The following is a 19617-nucleotide window of genomic DNA, read 5'->3' as shown; positions in this document are numbered from 1 at the left end:
ACCCACCCATGCAGCAGAACGCATCCGAGCCCTCGCAGGCGTCGCTGGTCGGGGAGGAGTACGAGGTCGAGATCGGCCCCGTCGCGCACGGCGGCCACTGCATCGCCCGCACCGCCGAGGGCCGCGTCCTGTTCGTACGCCACGCCCTGCCCGGCGAGAAGGTCGTCGCCCGCGTCACCGAGGGCGAGGCCGACTCCCGCTTCCTGCGCGCGGACGCCGTACGGATCGTCGAGGCGTCCAAGGACCGCGTCGAGGCCCCGTGCCCCTTCGCAGGCCCCGGCAAGTGCGGCGGCTGCGACTGGCAGCACGCCAAGCCGGGCGCCCAGCGCCGCCTCAAGGGCGAGGTCATCACCGAGCAGCTCCAGCGGCTCGCGGGCCTCACCCCCGAGGAGGCCGGCTGGGACGGCACGGTGGTGCCGGCCGAGGGGGACAAGCTTCCCGCGGGCCAGGTTCCGGCGTGGCGCAGCCGCGTCCAGTACACGATCGACGACGAGGGCCGCGCGGGCCTGCGCAAGCACCGCTCGCACGAGGTCGAGCCCATTGACCACTGCATGATCGCGGCGCCCGGCGTCTCGGAACTGGGCATCGAGAAGCGCGAGTGGCCGCAGCTCGCGTCCGTCGAGGCGATCGCGGCCTCGGGCTCGCACGACCGCCAAGTCGTCCTGACCCCCACCCCGGGCGGCCGGCTGCCGCTGGTCGAGCTCGACAAGCCGGTCTCGGTGCTGCGCGTGGAGGAGAAGGACGGCGGCGTCCACCGCGTCCACGGTCGCGCCTTCGTCCGCGAGCGCGCCGACGGCCGCACCTACCGGGTGGGCATGGGCGGCTTCTGGCAGGTCCATCCGCAGGCACCGGACACCCTGGTCAAGGCCGTGATGCAGGGCCTGATGCCGCGCAAGGGCGAGATGGCGCTCGACCTGTACTGCGGCGTCGGCCTGTTCGCTGGCGCGATCGCGGAGCGGGTCGGCGAGAGTGGCGCGGTCCTGGGCATCGAGACCTCCAAGCGAGCCGTGGAGGACGCCCGCCACAACCTGGCCGACCTGCCCCGCGTCCGTATCGAGCAGGGCAAGGTCGAGCAGGTCCTGCCCCGCACGAAGATCACCGAAGCGGACCTGATCGTCCTGGACCCGCCCCGCGCCGGCGCCGGCAAGCAGACGGTGAAGCAACTCGCGGCCCTGGGCGCCCGCCGCATCGCCTACGTGGCCTGCGACCCCGCGGCCCTCGCCCGCGACCTGGCGTACTTCGCAGAAGCGGGCTACAAGCCGCGCACGCTGCGGGCGTTCGACCTGTTTCCGATGACGTCGCACGTAGAGTGCGTGGCGATCCTTGAGCCCGTTGCCAAAAGCGTTTGACCTGCTGATTCTCCCTACTCCTCAGGTTTCGGGGCGGTCCGACCGACCTGATTTCGGGAATGCACGACGTGGAACGTGTCGCAATATCGGAAAGTGGGCTTGACCTGCGGCTTCTTGGGCCTCGCGCGAGATGATGGACGCGTTTGTCCCCACCCGCGGGGGCGTATGGGAAAACGTCCTGACGCTCGTTTGACGCTGGTTCCGACGGAGCGTCAGGTGAAGGCCCGCTGGTCCGCATCGTCGTCTGATCGCGTCGGGACATCCGACCTTCTGCGGAGGGCCAGGGGGCCATAGGGGGCCTGCCTGATGGCACCGCTTCCAGCAATGTCCCGACCATGTGTTGGTGAACTTTGGCAGGCGCCGCGACGATATCGAGCCACTGACCCCACGGTGGGCGCGCAGCAGATCAGCCAGGTGCGACTGGGGTCGTGCTGGTCGTGGGTGTGTCCCTTTCAGGCATCCATGAGGGCGTCCACGACGGCTCTGGCGACGCGGCTTGCGCGCTCCGGTGTCCAGTAGGTGGGCTCTTCCATGGTGGAGACGTAGTAGCCACGGGTCAGGAGTGAGAGGACGTCGGCGGCGAGGCCGGCGTCCGGTACTCCCGCGGCGGTGGACGCGTCCCCGAACTCCTCGCGTGCTTCGCGGGGTTCCTGGCGGTCGACGCCATTGGGGTCGGAGTGGGCCGACGAGAGCATCTCCACCCAGAGCGTGCGGAGCAGCAGGTCCTCGGGTTCCGTGCTCAGGTGCCACTCCACCGTGGCCCGCAGTCGGTCCGCGCCGGACAGGTCGCCCAGGTGGGCCTCCAGGTCGGCCCGCCACCGTGATTCGGCTGCACGTACGGCGTTGGTGATCAGCGCAGTGCGGGTCGGAACGTAGTTGGTGACCATGGCCGTGGAGCCGCCGAGTTCCTTGGCCACGGCACGGATAGTGATGGCGCGCGCGCCGTCCCGGGCGGCGACAGCGAGGGTGGCCTCGGCGATTGCCTTGCGGCGCTGGACTTCGTCGACGTCGATCGGCATGGAAGCAACCTAGCTCAGAGGGGGTTGACGCTGAACACACCTAGATGCAACGCTGTTATATCACGTTGTTATCTAAAGGTTAGCTTCCCAGGAGGGCTTCATGTGCCTTGCCGTCCGACGCGTCACACCGGAACCCGTCCCTTCGCGCGCGCAGCAGCACATGGTGCGCATGCGTGACGGAGTGCGACTGGCCACCGACGTGTACGGCGCCGACCAGGGGGCGGCGCCTGCGCCGACGATCCTGGCCCGCCTGCCCTACGACAAGAACAGCCGATATGCCTTCTTCGACAAGATCGCGGACCGGTTCACGGCGCGTGGCTACGTCGTGGTGGTCCAAGACGTCCGGGGCAAGTTCCGCTCGCAGGGACGGACGTTGGGCTGGACCGGAGAGGTCGACGACGGCTACGACACCCTCGAGTGGATCACCCACCAGCCCTGGTCCGACGGGATCGTGGGCATGTTCGGCGACTCGTACTACGGCTTCACCCAGTGGTCCGCCGTCTCCAGCCAGCACCCCGCCCTGCGCGCCATCGTCCCCCGGGTGACCAGCACCACGAACGCCCCCGGCATCGCCACCTACGACTCAGGCTCCGGGCGACAGCCCCTGTGGCTGGAAGGCACGACCTACCAGGCGCAGGTGTGGACGGACAACGACATCCACGAGTTCGACGTCGATCTCACCAGGCGCCCGATCATCGCTGCCTACGAGGAGGCGTTCACCGCGATCGGGAAGCGCTCGGCCGGCTTCGACCTCATCGTCGGCGGCATCCCCCTCGACCCGTACAACGGTCCGCACCCCTACGACGCCCGCCCCATACCCGTGTTGCACTGCGTGGGCTGGTTCGACAACCTCGGCATCGCCCACATGCGCGACTACACCGAACTGGCCAGGCGTCCCGGCTGGGCGGCCGTCCAGTACCTGATCGCCGACACCATCGACCACGAGAACTACTTCCTCGAGGACGCCCCGGCGACCCCGGAGACCGACCACCTGGCCGGCGACGCCGCCCTCGAACGCATGCTGGACTCCTACACCGGCCCCGCGATCGAGTTCTTCGACGTCTTCCTCAAGGGCGTCGCCCATCCCGACTCGCTGCCCCGGGTCCGCTGGAAGCTCGGCCACGAGGGCTGGCGCACCGCGGCCACCTGGCCGCTGCCGGAAGCCACGGCCACCGAGCTGTACCTGGCGGATCCGGTCGCGGCGACCGGCACGGTTCCCGGTGGAAAGCTGGCCCCGCGTCCGGATGACACATCGGAAGCAGCGGAGTGGAGGTACGACCCCGACGATCTCGTACCGTCCGCAGCGGCGGACACCTTCATGCAGTTGCGCGACCACGTCGACGAGCGCCGCACACTCGACCGGGACGACGTGCTCGTGTTCACCGGCCCCGCCTCCGACGGGCCACTCGACCTCGCCGGCCCCGTCCGCGCGGTGCTGCACGTGGAGAGCACGGCCCCCACGTTCGACGTATTCGTACGGCTCCTCGACCTGGCCCCGGACGGCACAGCGCGCCTCATCGTGCGGGGCTGCGTCCAGGCCGACAGGCCGGGCGAGGTCGACATCGCCCTGGGACACACCGGCTACCGGGTGCGCCCGGGCCATCGCCTCGCGCTGATGATCGCTGGCAGCGACTTCCCGAACCACCTGCCCAACTCCGGCTCCCTGGAGAGTCCGTGGCTGACGACGGCTCCCAAGGCGAGTCTGCAGAAGCTGCGGACCGGCACCGCTCACCCCTCCCGCCTGTGTCTGACCGTCCTGCCCGAAAGCGGCGAATAGCCCCTGCACCCTGGAGGGCCCATGCTCCCTCTGCGCCATCTCTCCCGCACGCCACCGACAACCGGGTCCGCGGCGCACCGCCCGGCCGTGGAACAGTTCCGTGAAGGAGGCGGTCCGAGATGAGCCTCCGATTCGTCGCCACTCGGCTGGGCATGCTCGCCCTGACCGTGCTCGTCTCCAGCCTGGCCATCTACGGCGCGATGTTCCTCACACCAGGTGACCCCGCCACGCTGCTCGTCGGCGGCAGCCGGAACCCGGACCCCGCCGTACTGGCGCAGATCCACCGCGAGTACCACCTGGACGATCCGTTCATCCAGGGCTACTGGCACTGGCTGAGCAACTTCCTTCAGGGGGACTTCGGCAAGTCCCTCGTCTACCGCGACTCCGTCGCCCGCCTCATCGGCGCCCGCGCCGGCGACACCCTGGCACTCGTCGCCTACGCCTCCGTCCTCGTCCTTGTCGGCGGCACCGTCATCGGCACGGTCGCCGCACTGCGCGGCGGACGCACGGAAACGCTGGCCACGACCCTGACGGCGGGTGCGATGGCGGTACCGACCTTCGTCATGGCGGTCCTGCTCATCTGGCTCTTCGCCGTCCAGCTCCCGTGGTTCCCCGTCTACGGCTCCGGCGAGGGCTTCACCGGCACCCTGGCGCACCTGACGCTTCCGGCCGTAGCGCTGGCGTTGAGCTGGATCGGCTACGTCGCCCAGGTGACCCGGACCGCCGTCCGCGCCGAGATGCGCTCCGAGCACGTGGAGACCGCCCGCAGCCGCGGCGTCCCCGAGCGCACCGTGATCAGGCGGCACGTCCTGCACAACGCCTCCGGACCCGTCTTCGCCGTCTCCGGCGTCGGCATCGCCGGACTCATCGCCACCGCGGCGGTCGCCGAGCAGGCGTTCGGCACCGGGGGGCTGGGAGCCCTCATGATCGAGGCCGCGTCCAAGCAGGACATGGCCGTCGTGCAGGCCGTCTCCCTGATCTTCGTGGTCGTCTTCGTCGTCATCAACACCACCGTCGACCTGGTCAGCGCCGCCTTCGACCCCCGAGCCGCACAGAAGGGGGCTGCCCGATGACGACCGCCCTGTTCCCCCGCACCTCGCCCAAGCGGCGGACCGGACGCCCACGCGACCACCTGACGCTCGGCGCGGGATGCGTCGTCGCCTTGTTCGTCCTCATGGCCGTACTCGGGCCGCTGCTCGCCCCGCACGACCCGAACGCCGTCGACCCCCTCAACGTCAACGCCGGACCGTCCGCCACCCACCTCCTGGGCACGGACGACACCGGACGCGACCTGCTCTCGCGGCTGATCGCCGGAACCCGCGCCAGCCTCACCGCCCCCGCCGTGGTCATCACCGTGTCCACGACGCTCGGCACCCTTCTCGCGCTGACGGCGGCCTGGTTCGGAGGTTGGCTCGACCGGTTCGTCTCCGGGGCCCTGGACATCGTCTTCGGCTTCCCTGGGCTGATCATGGCCGTCCTCGTCGCCGCGGTCTTCGGCGCCGGGCTCACCGCACCGATCGTGGCCCTGTCGATCGCCTACCTCCCCCTGATCACGCGCGTCGTACGATCCGCCGCGATCAGGGAGCGCAACCTGCCGTATGTGTCGGCGCTGCAGCTCCTCGGCGCACCCACCTTCCGCATCTGGCTGCGGCACCTCCTGCCGAACCTGCTGCCGCTCGTCCTCGTCCAGGCCACCATCGGCTTCGGCTACGCGCTGCTCGACGTGGCCGCGATCTCCTTCCTCGGACTCGGCAGCCAGCCGCCGGACCCGGAGTGGGGACTGATGGTGGCCAACGGAGCCCCCTCGATCCTCGCCGGCCAGCCGCAGCAGTCGCTGTACGCGGGCATCGCCATCCTGATCGTCGTCGTCGCGTTCAACCTGCTGGGGACGGGACTGTCCCGACGTCTGCTCGGAGAGAACGCATGAGCACCATGAGCACATCACCGCTGCTCCGGATCGACGCGCTCGGCATCGACCTGCCCCTCGACGGAGCGCCGCGCACCGTCGTCCACCGCGCCGACGTCACCATTCCCGAAGGCACGGCCATCGCCTTGGTCGGCGAATCAGGCTCCGGCAAATCCCTTACCGCCCGCTCCGTCCTTGGCCTGCTGCCCCAGGGCGCCCGGATCCACGGAGACGTGCTGTTCGCCGGGGAGTCCGTCCCGCGGATGAAGCCCGAGCGTCTGCGCGCCTTCCGCGCGACCGAGGTCGCCATGGTGTTCCAGGACCCCCGCGCCCACATCAACCCCGCCCGCAGCGTCGGCGACTTCCTGATCGAAGGGCTGACCACCACACGCCGTGTCCCGGCAGCCGAGGCGGTCAAGAAGGTCACGGGAATCCTGCGGGAGGTCGGCATCGCCGACGCCGACCGGCGCATGCGCCAACGGCCCCACGAACTCTCGGGCGGCCTCCTCCAACGCGTCATGATCGCCGCCGCGCTGGCCGCCGAACCGCGCCTGCTGCTCGCGGACGAACCGACCACCGCTCTCGACGTGACCACCCAGGAAGAGGTGATGGCCATCATCGGCGAGGCCCGCGAAGCCCGCGGACTGGCCATGCTCTTCATCACCCACGACCTGGAACTCGCGGCAGCGGTGTGCGACCGGGTCGTGGTGATGTACGCGGGCATGACCGTGGAGGAACTCCCCGCCGACCGCCTGCGCGGGCGCGCCGTCCATCCCTATACACGCGCCCTGCTCGCCTCCCGCCCCTCGGTCTCCGACGCCGGCGCGGAGCTCCGCTCGATCCCCGGCCGGCCCCTGTCCGGCTTCGAAGCACCCGACGGATGCGCCTTCAGCGACCGATGTCCCCACGTTCAGGACCTGTGCCGCAGCGACCGGCCACAACCGAGCTCCGACGGTGACGCCTCGGCGGCCTGCCACTTCCCCCACACGTTCCCTCCCGAGGAGGCCGCCCGCCATGCTTGAGGTACGCAACCTCCGTAAGGAGTTCGGTGACTTCGTCGCCGTGGACGACGTGACGTTCTCGCTCCCGGAGCAGGGGTCTCTGGCCATCGTCGGCGAGTCGGGATCGGGTAAGACGACCACCGCTCGCATGATTGCCGGACTCGAGACGCCCAGCGGCGGACACATCGTCGTCGCCGGCGACGAGCGCAGGGCGGGCCGGCTGCGGTCACGCGAGCGCCGCGCCCGCGGCCGGCAGATCCAGATGGTCTTCCAGGACCCCTACTCGTCCCTCGACCGTCGCCAACGCGTCGGCGACGCCGTCGCCGAGGCGGTCGGGCTCCACCAGCCCGTGCCGGCGGACCGGCTGCGCGCCCGCGTGGCCGAACTCCTCGACATGGTGGGCCTGGACGACCGGCAGGCACGCTCTCTGCCCAAGGCCCTCTCCGGCGGACAGCGCCAGCGCGCCGCCATCGCCCGCGCCCTGGCCGCCGAACCACAGGTACTGATCCTGGACGAGGCCATCGCCGCCCTGGACGTGTCCATCCAGGCACAAATCCTGGCCCTGCTCACCCGCATCCGAGCGGACACCGGCACCGCGCTGCTGTTCATCACACACGACCTCGGCGCCGTCCGGCACATCAGCGACGACGTCCTCGTGATGCAGACGGGGAGAGTCGTCGAGCACGGCCCTGTCGCGACGGTCCTCGGCGATCCTCAGGACCCCTACACCCAACGTCTCATCGCCTCCATCCCGAAGCCGGGCTGGAAGCCGCGGAGAAGGGCGAAAAAAGCCGCCGCCTGACGGGCCCGCACGCCACGCGGCCCACCGAACGAAGACGTCTGTCCCGGCGAGGGAGCGGGGCAGACGTCTTCCTCATGTCGCACCCCGGGTCACAGGCACCGGAGAGACGTCCTCAAGCGCGCGTCACGCTCGCTGAGTTGGCAATCCGCGTCCGCCGCCGACACGGTGGCGGACGCCTTCTGATGTCCAACGCCTTGACGCCCCGTCACATCGGCCACATATTACGAGCCAGTACAACCGACCGGTAATACTGCGCGCGCAGAGCCCTCGCACCTCCGGCGGCGGACGTACGGGACCGTCCTGCCGCCGGTCCGGCGCGCCGACTGGCCCTCCCCGGCGGCCAGAAGGCGCCCGCCCCCCTCACCCCGCCACGAGAGGCACACCGCCATGCGATCAGTTCCACCGAGCCGTCGCGCCCGCACCGCTGCCGCCCTCACCGCCGTCACCGCCGCCCTGGCCACCGCCGCCGGTCTCGGCGCCGGCCCCGCCGAGGCCGCCGGCACCGCGCCCGACCGTTACGTGGCCCTGGGCGACTCCTTCGCGTCGGGAGCCGGCGTACCGGACCAGGCCGATGCCAACTGCATGCGCTCCAACCGTAATTACCCCGCTCTGGTAAACGCCGCGCTCGCCCCCGCCGCCCACAAGGACGTCACCTGCGGAGGGGCCACGACGGTGCACATGACCTCCGCGCAGAACGCGTCCGCGCCACCGCAGCTCGACGCGCTGAGCGCCGACACGGACCTGGTCACCCTCACCATCGGCGGCAACGACGTCGGCTTCGCCGGCATCATCGTCCGCTGTGTGACGCTCGGGGCGTTCAACCTCGGCGGCTCGCCCTGCAAGAACAGCTACACCTGGACGGGCACCGACCAGCTCGCCGCCACCGTCGACGCCACCGCTCCGAAGATCGCCGCCACCCTCGACGGCATCCGTCAACGCGCCCCGCAGGCCAGGATCCTGGTCACCGGCTACCCGGCGATCCTTCCCGACAACGGCACCAACTGCCCCTGGGTCGCGACCATCGCCAGGGGGGACGCCCCCTGGCTGCGGGACACCCACAAGCGGCTCAACACCGTGATCGCCGCCCAGGCCGCCGCGCGCGGAGCCGTCTACGTGGACACCTACACCAAGTCCATCGGCCACGACGTCTGCAAGCCGGCCGGAACCCGCTGGATGGAGCCGCTCGTCACCAACGCCGCGGCGCCCTTCCACCCCAACGCGGCGGGTGAACGGGCCATGGCCGACGCCGTACTCGCCGCCGCCGGCTGACCGGCGAGCGACCTTCGTCGGCCCGCGGCCCGGCCCGCTGCGGGCCGACCGCTGCGCCGTCAGTCGGCACCGGCGGCCATCCCGGTCCGCGCCGTGGTGCCCTGGGCGTTCTCCGCCGGCGGCCGCGGCCCGAGGCGGCTGCCGATCCAGCCCAGGAGGAAGCCGATGGGAACGCTGACCAGCGCGATGTTCTGGAGTGGGAACCAGTGGAAGTCGTGTCCGGGGAGGAGCGAAGAGGGCCGTCCCGACACCGTGGGGCCGAAGATCTGCAGGAGCAGGCAGCACGCCAGAGAGCCGTAGAGCGTCCAGAGCATCCCCCGCCGGGTGAAGCCCTTCCAGAACAGGGTGTAGATCAGCGCGGGAAGGATGGCCGAGGCGGCCACGGATGCGGCGAACGACGCCAGGAAGACCATGCTCCACGCATGCAGCAGCACGGACAGGAACACGCTTGCCACTCCGACGGCCACGACCGCCCACCGGGCCACCGACGTTTCCCGCTTGTCCGTGGCGGTCCCTCTGCGCAGGGTCCCGGCGTAGATGTCGTGTGACAGTGACGCCGCGGTGGCGAGGGCGAGGCCGGCCACCGTGGCGAGGATGGTGACGAACACAGCACAGGCGACCACCGTGAACAGGAGCCGCCCGGCGCCCGATCCGTCGAGAGTCCGGGCCAACAGGAACAGTGCGGAGTTGCCCTGCGGATCGTCCGCGGTGATCGTCTGCGCGCCCACGACCGCGGCTGCGGCAAGCCCGAGGAGCACCACCGCACCGTAGAACAACGTGATCATGACGACGGCCCGGCCGACCGCGCGACGGGCGGTCCCGCCACTGAGGGTGGCCCCGATCCGCAGGAGAATGGGAGGCACCACCGCAGAGCCGAACGAGACGGTCAGACACAGGGAGAGGAGTTCGACCGTGCCCGTCGTCGTGTCCCCGAACAGCAGGCCGGGGGCATGGAAGACCTCCGCCCCGCCGCTCCCGAGAGCGGCGGCTTCCAGCATCCCGCCGAAGTCCCCGTCGAAGCGGTTGACGGCCACGACGATCAGGGTGAGGACCACGGCGAAGAGCAGCAGTGCCTTACCGGCCTGGATCATGCTGGTGCCCCGCATGCCGCCGAAGGCGGCGAAGGAGATGATCAACAGTCCGATGAGCGCCGTGCAGACCTCGGCGGTTCCCGACGCGTCGAGTCCGAGGACGTACGCGGTGACGTCTCCCGCGACCGTGAGCTGAACGACGATGAGGGGCACGCAGACCACCAGAGTCAGCACGGTGCCGGCGGTCCGCGGCGCCGTGCCGGTCACCCGGGTCTGAAGAATCGACCCGAGCGTGAAACGTCCTGTGGCGCGCAGAGGCTCGGCCAGGGCCAGCAGGGTGATCAGCGCGGTACAGGCGCTGACGGCCAGCATCATGCTGTCGTAGCCGCTCAGCGCGAGCGTGCCGATGGGGCTGAGCAGAGCGGTCACCGGTATGTAGTCGCCGCACAGGGCGAGCGCGCTGCGCAGGGCCGGCAGTGAGCGATCGGCGGCGTAGAAGTCGGTGGGGGTTTCACTGTCCATGCCCGTGACGAGACACAGCAGGAAGCAGACGCAGACGACGGCCAGGAACAGGGTCAGCGGAGTGAGCAGGCCGGATTCGCCGGAGGCGAGAACACGGAACTCGTTCACAGCAGTTCCCCACCGCGGCCCGCGATGCCGTGCGGCTCGTTCACGTGCGGGTCGCACACGTCGCGGCATGCCCGGTCGTACCACAGGGCGGAGATCACCATGGTGGCCGCCTGGAGGCTCAGCAGCAGCATTCCGAGGGTGTAGGCGCCTGCCATCGGGGTCGCCACAAGGCCGTCCAGCGTGTGGGTGAGCAGGAGGACGAGGACGGTCACAGCCACGTTGACCGCCACCAGGCGGCGTCTGCGGCGTGCTGAGGCACCGCGTGGCTGTCTGTGGGCCGCATGCGCGGCGACCTCGACTCCGGGGGCGCTGCGCGGCGCTGGTTCGAACAGGGACATGACAGGACTCCTGGAGGCCGTGCGTGGAAGGGGAAGGAGAAGGAAACGGCGTGCCCCGGCGGTCGGTGCAGACCGCCGGGGCACGCCGTCGAAGGGCCGGGGCGGGCGGTCAGCCGCCCTGCGCCCAGGAGAGGGTCGGCCGGGTACGCGTGGCGCGGGCCTCGATGGCCGTGGCGACGTGGAGCAGCAGGTCCTCCTGGAAGCGTCCGCCGATCAGCTGGACGCCGGAGGGCAGTCCGTCGCGCAGGCCGGTGGGTACGGAGATGGCGGGGAAACCGAGCACGGGGACCGCCTGCATCGGCCACTGCGCGGCCAGGAGTTCGCTCACCCGGGCGTCTCCGGCGAGGTCGGCGTCCTGCTCGAACGGCGGCTCGGCGCAGACCGGCGTCAGCACGATCCGGTCCTGGCCCAGGAACTGCTGGAGGCGGTTGATGAGGGTGCCGCGGCGGGCATAGCCCCGGATGTAGTCGGTGAGGGTGGGCTGCTCGCCCCAGGTCTCCGCCGCGGCGGTGAACGAGGCGGCGAGCGAGATGCGTACGGTGTCGTCACCGAACCGCTCGATCTCGGACATCATCGTCCTCAGCTCCTGGTAGAGCAGGAGCGACCACAGCCGGGCGGCCTCGCCGAGGAGGGGAAGTTCCACCTCCTCCACCTCGTGGCCGGCGTCGCTGAGCCAGCGGGCCGCGTCGTCGATGGCGGCGTCGACGCTGGGATGCGGCTTGGCGCCTGTGGCGTCGCGGACGACCGCCACCTTGACCCGGCGGGGATCGCCCAGCGGCGGGCGTACGGGGAGGCCCACGGGGTCGGTCAGATCCGGGCTCACCATGGCGTGCAGGCCGAGCCGGACGTCGTCGACGGTCCAGCCCAGCGCCCCGTGGACCGCCATGGTTTGGAAGGACAGCGGGCTGTCGAACTCCTCCGCGCCGCGCGGCTCCACCCCGGAGACGAGTCCCATGGTGGGACGCAGGCCGACGGCGCCGCAGCAGTACGCGGGGAAGCGGACGGAACCGCCGATGTCGTTGCCCTGCGCGATGGGGGTCATGCCGGCGGCGACCGACGCTGCGGCGCCTCCGGAGGACCCGCCGGGGGTGCGGTCGGGGTTCCACGGGTTGAGGGTCTTGCCGTGCAGGTCGTTGCCGGTGAACCAGCGCACGGCGAAGGCCGGGCTGTTGCTGCGGCCCATCAGCGTCGCGCCGGCGTCGCGCAGACCGGCGATACAGACGGCGTCGTCCTGGGCGACGGCGCCGGCCCAGGCCGGGACCCCGTGGGAGCTGGCGTATCCGCGCTGCGAGGTGTTGATCTTGGTGGACACCGGGACGCCGAGCAGCGGGGGCAGGTCCCCGCCGGCGGCGACCGCGGCGTCTGCGGCGGCGGCCTGGGCGAGCGCTTCCTCGGGCCGGATGTCCACGAGGGCGTTGAGCGCCGGGTTGGTCTCGTCGATGCGGGCGAGGAACGCCTGGGCGACCTCGATCGCGGAGAAGGTCCTCGCGCGGATGCCGGCGGCCAGTTCGGCGGCCGAGTGGTCCCACAACGGCGTGCCGCCGGTGGTGTCGGTCATCGTCGTCTCCTGATTCGAAGGGGTGGCGGTCACGTGGCGGTGCCGCCGAGGTAGGCGGCCCACGGCATGCTCATGTAGGCGAAGGAGGTCGGCGCGCCGCTGATGCGCTTGTTCATGAACATCCGCTCGTGCGTGGTGGCCAGGAACACCACGGGGGTGGTGGGGGTGAACAGGGCCTGGGCCTCGGCGTACGCCTTGGCCGAAACCACGGGGTCGGAGGAGGTGCGGGCCCGGTCGAGCAGCTGGGTCACCTCGGGGTTGTCGTAGCCCGTCCAGTTGAAGAGACCACGGGGAGTGACGCTCTCGCCCACGTAGGACGACGGGTCGGGCATCGTGACGTAGCCGAAGGTGAGGATGAGGTCGAGGCCCTTGCGGACCGAGGGGTCGTAGAAGAGCGAGGACATCTGGGTGGGCTGGAGCTGCTTGATCTCGATGCCGACGCCGATCTTCTTGGCCGCGGCCTGGATGAACGTCAAGGTCTGCAGGCCGCGCTGGTCACCGGCGGGGATGGCGGCCACCAGCGGACGCGAGAGGGGGCGGGCCTGCGCGACCAGCTTCTTCGCCTTCTCCGCGTCCGGCTTCGGGACGTCGGGCAGGGCCTTGTAGGCGGCGTCGAACTGAGCTGCGGCCTTGTCCCCGCGCCAGGTCAGCGGCGGGACGAGCGACTTGAGGGTGGTGGCGTCACCGCCGAAGACGTTCCTGATCAGCGCGTCACGGTCGATGACCAGAGACAGGGCGTCCAGCAGCTTGCGGTCGGCCGCGGGCGACTCCCCGTTGGCGGGGATCAGCAGGACGTTCTGGGTCGAGGGGCCGAGGTGCACGGAGCCGTTGTCGGCCTTGCCGAGCGCGGTGGCGCTGCTGGGCGGCAGCTCGTAGGTGCCGTCCACCTCGCCGGACAGCAGCGCGCTGGTGAGGGTGTTGTTGTTGGTGATGAACTGGAACTCGACCTGCTTCGCCTTCGGCTTGAGCCTGGTGTCCCAGTAGGCGTCGTGACGTTCCAAGGTGATGCCGTTGCCGGACTTCCAGGAGCCCAGCTTGAACGGCCCCGTACACATCAAGCCGCCCTTGGCGGTCCCGTAGGCGGGGCCGGCCTTCTCGGTGTACGCCTTCTGGTTCACCGCGCCGAACGACGTGGCCAGCGCCTTGGGGAGCGTCTGGTCGTATCCCTTGGTTCGCAGCGTCACCTGGTGGGGTCCGGTGGCCTTGATCGAGGTCACGGCGGCCAGGTAGTTCCCGTACAGGGCCTGCGTCCTCGGGTCCCGCTGTCGTTCCAGGCTGTGGATCACGTCGGCGGGGGTCATGGGCGAGCCGTCCCAGAAGGTGACACCGGGGCGAAGGTCGAGAACCAGAGTGTGGTCGTCGGTCCAGGTGACCTTGCTCGCGAGGCCGGGGCTCAGAGAGAAGTCCGCGTTCATCCGGGTCAGGGTGTCGCAGAGGTTGGCTTCGACCGTCTGGGGCGAGTAGTCGCCGATCTTCGCGGGGTCGAGCGTCGTCGGTTCACCGTAGGGCAGCGCCCAGGTGACCCGATCCACTTCGGCGGTGCCTGGTGCCGTGGTGGTGGTCAGACGTCCGGGCTTGGGGGTTGCGCCGTTTCCGGCCGACGAGCCGGTGCAGGCCGTGGCGGCCAGCAGTCCCAAGCCCGTGAGCACCGTCAGCACCGATTTCTTCGCAGCCATAGCTGATGCTCCTTGCCGAGAGGAGTGAGGAGAGAAGGGGACGCTCGACATGGGGGGAGAGATGAGACACGCCGACGAGCCGTCATAAATGAACGTCATATAACGTTGTTGCATGTCACGCTTGCATCTGGTGAGCTAACACGTCAAGAGCAAGACGTGGCCGGATCGCATCGGGGCTTCGGGTGCGCCGTCCTCTCACAGAAGCGGAGAACCACCATGTCCTTCACTCCCGCCCTCGACTTCGCGTTCGAGATCCGGGCCGAGGTGTCCGAAACGCTGCACATCGGCAACGGCGACGGAGAGGTCACCGAGTTCACCCCCATCACCGGCGGCGCCGTGGACGGTCCCCGCTTGCGCGGGAAGGTCCTTCCCGGCGGAGGCGACTGGAGCAGCACGCGCGGAGAGGTGTGCGAGCTGGAGGCCCGCTACCTGCTCCGGGCGGAGGACGGAGCCGTGATCGACATCGTCAACCGCGGCTACTACCGGCCCAAGGCCGACACCCCGGACCAGTTCGACGGGGAGGTGCAGGTCTCCGAGGCCGGTCACTACTACCGCACCTCGCCGGTCTTCCGTACGGACGCCCCCGCCCACCGCTGGCTCGCGGAGACGGTCTTCGTCGGCCTCGCTCGCCCGGACGGCGACGATGCCGTGATCATCCGCATGTACGCGCTGAAGTAGCGGTCCGGCCGTGGCCCGCGCGCCCTCCGCGCGGGCCACGGCGCAGCCGCCGTACCCCGGCTAGGACAGCGCCCGCCACGCCGTGACCAGGGCTTCCCTCAGCACGCCGACCTCCTCGGCGCTCAGGTCGGCGACCATGCGCTCCTCCAGTGCTCGGGCCTGCCCGGCGTACTCGGCGAGCAGTCGCCGCCCCGGGTCGGCGAGCAGGATGAGGCGTTCGCGGCGGTTGGCGGGGTTGGGTTCGCGGCGGATCAGACTCCGGCTCTCCAGCGCGCGGACCATGTCGGCCATCGACTGGGCGGTGACGAAGGAGTCGCGGGCGAGCTGCGCGGCGGAGATGCCGTCGTGCCGCTCCAGCACCGTCAGAGCGGTGTACTGCAACGCGGTGATCCCGGCGGGCTTGAGCAGCTCCTCCAGGCGGGCGCGCACCGCCAGCTCCGTCCTCTTGAGCAGATAGAGCAGTGAGGTGCTCACGTTCGTTCTCCCGTGGTGATCGTCCGCGTGGGGCGGGCCATGTCGCTGCCGCCGGGGTGGTGGCGCCTCTCACCCTAAGACATTGACAGGAAACCTGTTGATGCCCAGACTGGCCTTCATCAGGATTCCTGTCGATCCCGGCTCGTGTCGGCGCTTTCGGCATTCCCCTCCCGCCCCTCACGAGAGGTACCTCATGGATCTTCAGGGCAAGGTCGCCGTCGTCACCGGCAGCGGACGCGGTCTCGGACTGGCCTACGCGCAGGCCCTCGCCGCGGCCGGCGCCGCCGTCGTCGTCAACGATGTCGACCAGGCCGTCGTCGACGCCGCCGTCGCCTCGATCACGTCCGAGGGCGGCACCGCGACGGGTGTCGTCGCGGCGGTGGGTGACAGCGAGTCGGCGCAGCGGCTGGTGGACACGGCGGTCGAGGAGTTCGGGCGTCTGGACGTCCTCGTCACCAACGCCGGCATCCTGCGTGACCGCGTGCTGTGGAAGATGACCGACGACGACTTCGACGACGTCGTCCGCGTCCACCTCCGCGGCACCTTCACCTGCGCCCGCGCGGCCGCCGTCCGCATGCGCGAACAGGGCACCAGTGGCCGGTTGATCCTCATCTCCTCCCCGGCCGGGCAGCGTGGCAACTTCGGCCAGACCAACTACGCCGCCGCCAAGGCCGGCATCGTCGCCATGGCCCGCACCTGGGCCATGGAACTGGGCCGCGCCGGTATCACCGTCAACGCCGTCGTCCCCGTCGCCGCCACCGATATGACCAAGACCATCCCGGCGTTCGCCCCGGTCATCGAGGAGTCCGAGCGCACCGGTAAGCCGCTGCCGGACTGGCTGCGCAAGGACGAGGGCCTCGGCTCCGTCGAGGATGTCGCCGCGCTCATCACCTTCCTGGCCTCGGACGACTCCGACGGAGTGACCGGGCAGGCGATCGGCATCGGCGGCGACCGGCTGGCCCTCTGGGCACACCCCAAGGAGAAGGCGATCGCCTTCGCGGACGGTGGCTGGAGCGCCGACGCCATCGCCGCCGGGTGGGCGGACGGCGTCGGCGCCGAGCCCGAGACCTACGGCATCCCCGCGCCCCAGGCACCGGAGGCGTGAGCATGGGCGACCTCGCGCTCGACCTCGACCGGCTCACCGCCATCGACGTGCACACGCACGCGGAGATCTCCAAGGACGGCCACGGGGCGCTGAGTCCGGAGCTGTTCGGTGCCTCCGAGGCGTACTTCAAGGCCCACGGCCACCGGCAGCCGACCATCGAGGAGATGGCCGACCACTACCGGGAGCGCCGCATGGCCGCGGTGGTGTTCACCGTCGACGCGGAGCACGCCACCGGTCACCCGCGGATCTCCAACGAGGAGATCGCCGAGAGCTGCGCCGCCCACGCCGACACCCTGATTCCCTTCGCCAGCATCGACCCGCACAAGGGCCGCGCGGGCGTACGGGAGGCCCGCCGGCTGGTCGAAGAACACGGAGTCCGGGGGTTCAAGTTCCACCCCAGCATCCAGGCGTTCTCCCCGAATGACCCGCTCGCCTACCCGCTGTACGAGGCCATCGAGGAACTCGGCGTCCCCGCCCTGTTCCACACCGGCCAGACCGGCATCGGCGCCGGCGTCCCGGGCGGCGGCGGTATCCGCCTGAAGTACTCGAACCCGATGCCGGTCGACGACGTGGCCGTCGACTTCCCGGAACTGCGGATCATCCTCGCCCACCCGTCCTTCCCCTGGCAGGACGAGGCCCTGGCGGTCGCCACCCACAAGCCGCACGTGTACATCGATCTGTCCGGATGGTCCCCGAAGTACTTCCCGCCGCAGCTCGTGCGCTACGCGAACACGCTGCTCCAGGACAAGGTGCTCTTCGGCTCCGACTATCCCGTCATCACCCCCGACCGGTGGCTCGCCGACTTCGAGAAGCTCGACATCAAGCCCGAGGTCCGGCCGAAGATCCTCAAGGAGAACGCCGCCCGACTGCTCGGTCTGACCACGGGCTGAAGGAGACGCCGTGTTGAACCAAGGCATCGGTTCCTGGCCGGCGCGCCGGGCCCGCAAGACCCCCGACCGGGTGGCCGTCGTCCACGAGGACCGCACCCTGACCTACCGCGAGCTGCACGAACGCGTCCTGCGCCTCGCCCACGCCCTGCGCGCGCTGGGCGTGGCACGGGGAGACCGGATCGCGTACCTCGGCCCCAACCATCCGGCGTTCCTGGAGACCCTGTTCGCCGCCGGGACCCTGGGGGCGGTCTTCGTCCCGCTCAACACCCGCCTCACGGCACAGGAGCTGGCGTACAACCTCGCCGACTCGGGCAGCACCGTCCTCGTCCACGCGCACGAGCAGGCCGAGGCGGCCCGCGCCGCGGCGGTCGAGACGGGCATACGGCACCGGATCGCGGTCGCCTGCCCCGACGAGGAGAGCGCCCTCGGTTACGAAGAGCTGCTCATCGGCGCCGGGACGGGACCGCTGGACGAGGCCGTGGCGCCCGAGGACCCGTGCATGATCATGTACACCTCCGGCACTACGGGCCGCCCCAAGGGCGCCGTCCTCTCCCACGCCAACATCACCTGGAACAGCGTCAACGTCCTCGTCGACACCGACCTGGCCGGCGACGAGGTGACCCTCGTCGTGGCGCCGCTGTTCCACACCGCCGGGCTCAACATGACCTGCCTGCCGACCCTGCTCAAGGGCGGCCGGGTGGTCCTCCTCGGAGCCTTCGACGCCGAGCGCGTCCTGGAGCTCATCGAGGACCTGCGGGTGACGTACATGTTCGGCGTCCCCACCATGTACGACGCCATGGCCGCGCGGCCCCGCTGGGAGACCACGGACCTGTCCAGCCTGCGCACCCTCAACTGCGGCGGCGCACCCGTGCCCGCCCGTACCATCGCCGCGTACCTCGACCGCGGCCTCGCCTTCAGTCAGGGTTACGGCATGACCGAGGCGTCCCCCGGGGTCCTCTACCTGGACCGGGAGCAGACCTCGGCCAAGGCGGGCTCCGCCGGCGTGCCGCACTTCTTCACCGACACCCGCGTGGTCCTGCCCGGCGGCCGCGCCGCCGAACCCGGCGAGCGCGGCGAGATCCTCGTCCACGGCCCCAACGTCATGACCGGCTACTGGGGACGGCCCGAGGACACGGAGGCCGCCTTCACCGACGACCACTGGTTGCGCACCGGCGACGTCGCCTGCGTCGACGACGACGGGTACGCCTACATCGTCGACCGCGTCAAGGACATGTTCGTCTCGGGCGGGGAGAACGTCTACCCGGCCGAGGTGGAGGACGTGCTCCTCTCCCATCCCGCCGTCGCCGAATGCGCGGTCATCGGCGTGCCCGACCCGGTCTGGGGCGAGGTCGGCCGCGCCGTCGTCGTCCTCGAACCCGGTGCCCACGCCGACGAGGACGACATCCTCGGCCACCTGCGCGGCCGGCTTGCCAAGTACAAGATCCCCAAGTCCCTCGTCGTGACCGAGGCGCTGCCCCGCACGGCCTCCGGGAAGATCATCAAGCCCGCCGTACGCGACACCTATGCGACCGGTCCCACCGATCGTCCCCACCCGTAAGAGACGTCCGGGCAGCGTCCATTCATGGCCGCGCTCACCGTTGCCCACGTCATCGAAAGGAACTTCCATGCCCACCACCGCCAACGGCCTCGACGGTCTCAAGGCCCTCAGCGGAGCCGACCTGGGCCGCACCGAATGGCTCGACATCACCCAGCAGCGGGTGAACACCTTCGCCGACGCCACCGACGACCACCAGTGGATCCACACCGACCCGGAGAAGGCCAAGGACGGCCCTTTCGGCGGCCCCATCGCCCACGGCTACCTCACCCTCTCCCTCATCATTCCGCTCTTCGGGGAGCTGCTCGGCATCACCGGCACCAAGATGAGCGTCAACTACGGCCTGGACAAGGTCCGTTTCCCCAGCCCCGTCCCCGTCGGCGCGAAGATCCGCCTCCACGGTGTCGTCGGCACGGTGGAGGAGGTCAAGGGCAACGGCGTCCAGATGCCGCTGACGTTCACCGTCGAGGTCGACGGCAGCGACAAGCCGGCCTGCGTCGCCCAGGCCGTCTACCGCCACTACGCCTGACCGGCGGCGGGCCGCCATGGCGCGGGCGGG

General features: G+C 70.4%; 18 protein-coding genes. 12 read left to right on the top strand and 6 right to left on the bottom strand.

All coding sequences use genetic code 11. The annotated features are described in order from the left end of the window. Positions 1-8: 8 nt before the first annotated feature. A complete protein-coding gene (locus DWB77_RS09795) occupies positions 9-1349 on the top strand; it encodes a class I SAM-dependent RNA methyltransferase (protein WP_120720880.1) in 1341 nt (446 codons plus the stop codon). A 452-nt stretch (positions 1350-1801) separates the two neighbouring features. Here the strand turns inward: DWB77_RS09795 and DWB77_RS09790 are convergent, their stop codons facing one another. Next, positions 1802-2368 carry a TetR/AcrR family transcriptional regulator gene (locus DWB77_RS09790; RefSeq protein ID WP_120720879.1) on the bottom strand — a complete coding sequence of 189 codons (567 nt, stop codon included), beginning with the start codon at positions 2366-2368 and terminating at the stop codon, positions 1802-1804. A gap of 169 nt (positions 2369-2537) precedes the next feature. On the opposite strand from DWB77_RS09790, the gene DWB77_RS09785 reads away from it, so the two are divergent. The 6 genes from DWB77_RS09785 to DWB77_RS09760 all read left to right on the top strand — a co-directional run bounded on the left by DWB77_RS09785 (position 2538) and on the right by DWB77_RS09760 (position 9123). Next, positions 2538-4145 (top strand): CocE/NonD family hydrolase, encoded by a 1608-nt coding sequence (locus DWB77_RS09785; RefSeq protein ID WP_120727598.1) that lies wholly within the window; start codon positions 2538-2540, stop codon positions 4143-4145. Positions 4146-4264: 119 nt separating this feature from the next. Continuing rightward, a complete protein-coding gene (locus tag DWB77_RS09780; protein WP_120720878.1) occupies positions 4265-5218 on the top strand; it encodes an ABC transporter permease in 954 nt (317 codons plus the stop codon). Beyond that, entirely contained in the window at positions 5215-6072 is an 858-nt protein-coding gene (locus DWB77_RS09775; RefSeq protein WP_120720877.1) for an ABC transporter permease, read from the top strand. Before DWB77_RS09780 ends, DWB77_RS09775 begins: the two co-directional genes overlap by 4 nt. Then, positions 6069-7073: an ABC transporter ATP-binding protein gene (locus DWB77_RS09770; RefSeq protein ID WP_246033481.1), complete on the top strand. Its 1005-nt coding sequence runs from the start codon at positions 6069-6071 to the stop codon at positions 7071-7073. Before DWB77_RS09775 ends, DWB77_RS09770 begins: the two co-directional genes overlap by 4 nt. Next, on the top strand, positions 7066-7854 hold the full coding sequence (locus tag DWB77_RS09765) for an ABC transporter ATP-binding protein (protein ID WP_120720876.1): 789 nt from the start codon (positions 7066-7068) through the stop codon (positions 7852-7854). Before DWB77_RS09770 ends, DWB77_RS09765 begins: the two co-directional genes overlap by 8 nt. A gap of 387 nt (positions 7855-8241) precedes the next feature. Beyond that, positions 8242-9123 (top strand): SGNH/GDSL hydrolase family protein, encoded by an 882-nt coding sequence (locus DWB77_RS09760; protein ID WP_120720875.1) that lies wholly within the window; start codon positions 8242-8244, stop codon positions 9121-9123. Positions 9124-9182: 59 nt separating this feature from the next. On the opposite strand, the gene DWB77_RS09755 is transcribed toward DWB77_RS09760, so the two are convergent. The 4 genes from DWB77_RS09755 to DWB77_RS09740 all read right to left on the bottom strand — a co-directional run bounded on the left by DWB77_RS09755 (position 9183) and on the right by DWB77_RS09740 (position 14356). Continuing rightward, on the bottom strand, positions 9183-10784 hold the full coding sequence (locus DWB77_RS09755; protein ID WP_162952489.1) for a cation acetate symporter: 1602 nt from the start codon (positions 10782-10784) through the stop codon (positions 9183-9185). Next, a complete protein-coding gene (locus DWB77_RS09750) occupies positions 10781-11122 on the bottom strand; it encodes a hypothetical protein (protein WP_120720873.1) in 342 nt (113 codons plus the stop codon). The genes DWB77_RS09755 and DWB77_RS09750 overlap by 4 nt, the downstream gene beginning before the upstream one ends. A 109-nt stretch (positions 11123-11231) precedes the next feature. Further along, positions 11232-12680 carry an amidase gene (locus tag DWB77_RS09745; protein ID WP_120720872.1) on the bottom strand — a complete coding sequence of 483 codons (1449 nt, stop codon included), beginning with the start codon at positions 12678-12680 and terminating at the stop codon, positions 11232-11234. 29 nt (positions 12681-12709) lie between these two features. Then, positions 12710-14356 carry an ABC transporter substrate-binding protein gene (locus tag DWB77_RS09740; RefSeq protein WP_120720871.1) on the bottom strand — a complete coding sequence of 549 codons (1647 nt, stop codon included), beginning with the start codon at positions 14354-14356 and terminating at the stop codon, positions 12710-12712. Positions 14357-14572: 216 nt separating this feature from the next. Here DWB77_RS09740 and DWB77_RS09735 point away from each other — a divergent pair, with 216 nt between their 5' ends. Further along, positions 14573-15034, top strand: coding sequence for a DUF3237 domain-containing protein (locus tag DWB77_RS09735; RefSeq protein WP_120720870.1), 462 nt, complete (start codon positions 14573-14575; stop codon positions 15032-15034). 60 nt (positions 15035-15094) lie between these two features. On the opposite strand, the gene DWB77_RS09730 is transcribed toward DWB77_RS09735, so the two are convergent. Continuing rightward, a complete protein-coding gene (locus DWB77_RS09730) occupies positions 15095-15508 on the bottom strand; it encodes a MarR family winged helix-turn-helix transcriptional regulator (protein ID WP_246033480.1) in 414 nt (137 codons plus the stop codon). 193 nt (positions 15509-15701) lie between these two features. On the opposite strand from DWB77_RS09730, the gene DWB77_RS09725 reads away from it, so the two are divergent. The 4 genes from DWB77_RS09725 to DWB77_RS09710 all read left to right on the top strand — a co-directional run bounded on the left by DWB77_RS09725 (position 15702) and on the right by DWB77_RS09710 (position 19587). Continuing rightward, positions 15702-16613, top strand: a complete 912-nt coding sequence (locus DWB77_RS09725) for an SDR family oxidoreductase (RefSeq protein ID WP_120720869.1) — start codon at positions 15702-15704, stop codon at positions 16611-16613. A 2-nt stretch (positions 16614-16615) separates the two neighbouring features. Next, on the top strand, positions 16616-17503 hold the full coding sequence (locus DWB77_RS09720; protein ID WP_120720868.1) for an amidohydrolase family protein: 888 nt from the start codon (positions 16616-16618) through the stop codon (positions 17501-17503). A 10-nt stretch (positions 17504-17513) separates the two neighbouring features. After that, complete coding sequence (locus DWB77_RS09715; RefSeq protein WP_120720867.1) at positions 17514-19061, top strand: acyl-CoA synthetase; 1548 nt, start codon at positions 17514-17516, stop codon at positions 19059-19061. Positions 19062-19128: 67 nt separating this feature from the next. Further along, on the top strand, positions 19129-19587 hold the full coding sequence (locus DWB77_RS09710; protein ID WP_120720866.1) for a MaoC family dehydratase: 459 nt from the start codon (positions 19129-19131) through the stop codon (positions 19585-19587). Positions 19588-19617 lie beyond the last annotated feature (30 nt).

The sequence above is a fragment of the Streptomyces hundungensis genome (genome assembly GCF_003627815.1).
GTDB lineage: Bacteria > Actinomycetota > Actinomycetes > Streptomycetales > Streptomycetaceae > Streptomyces > Streptomyces hundungensis_A.
The sequence above is the reverse complement of the archived record's forward strand: the minus strand, read 5'-3'. Positions and strand labels throughout refer to the sequence as shown.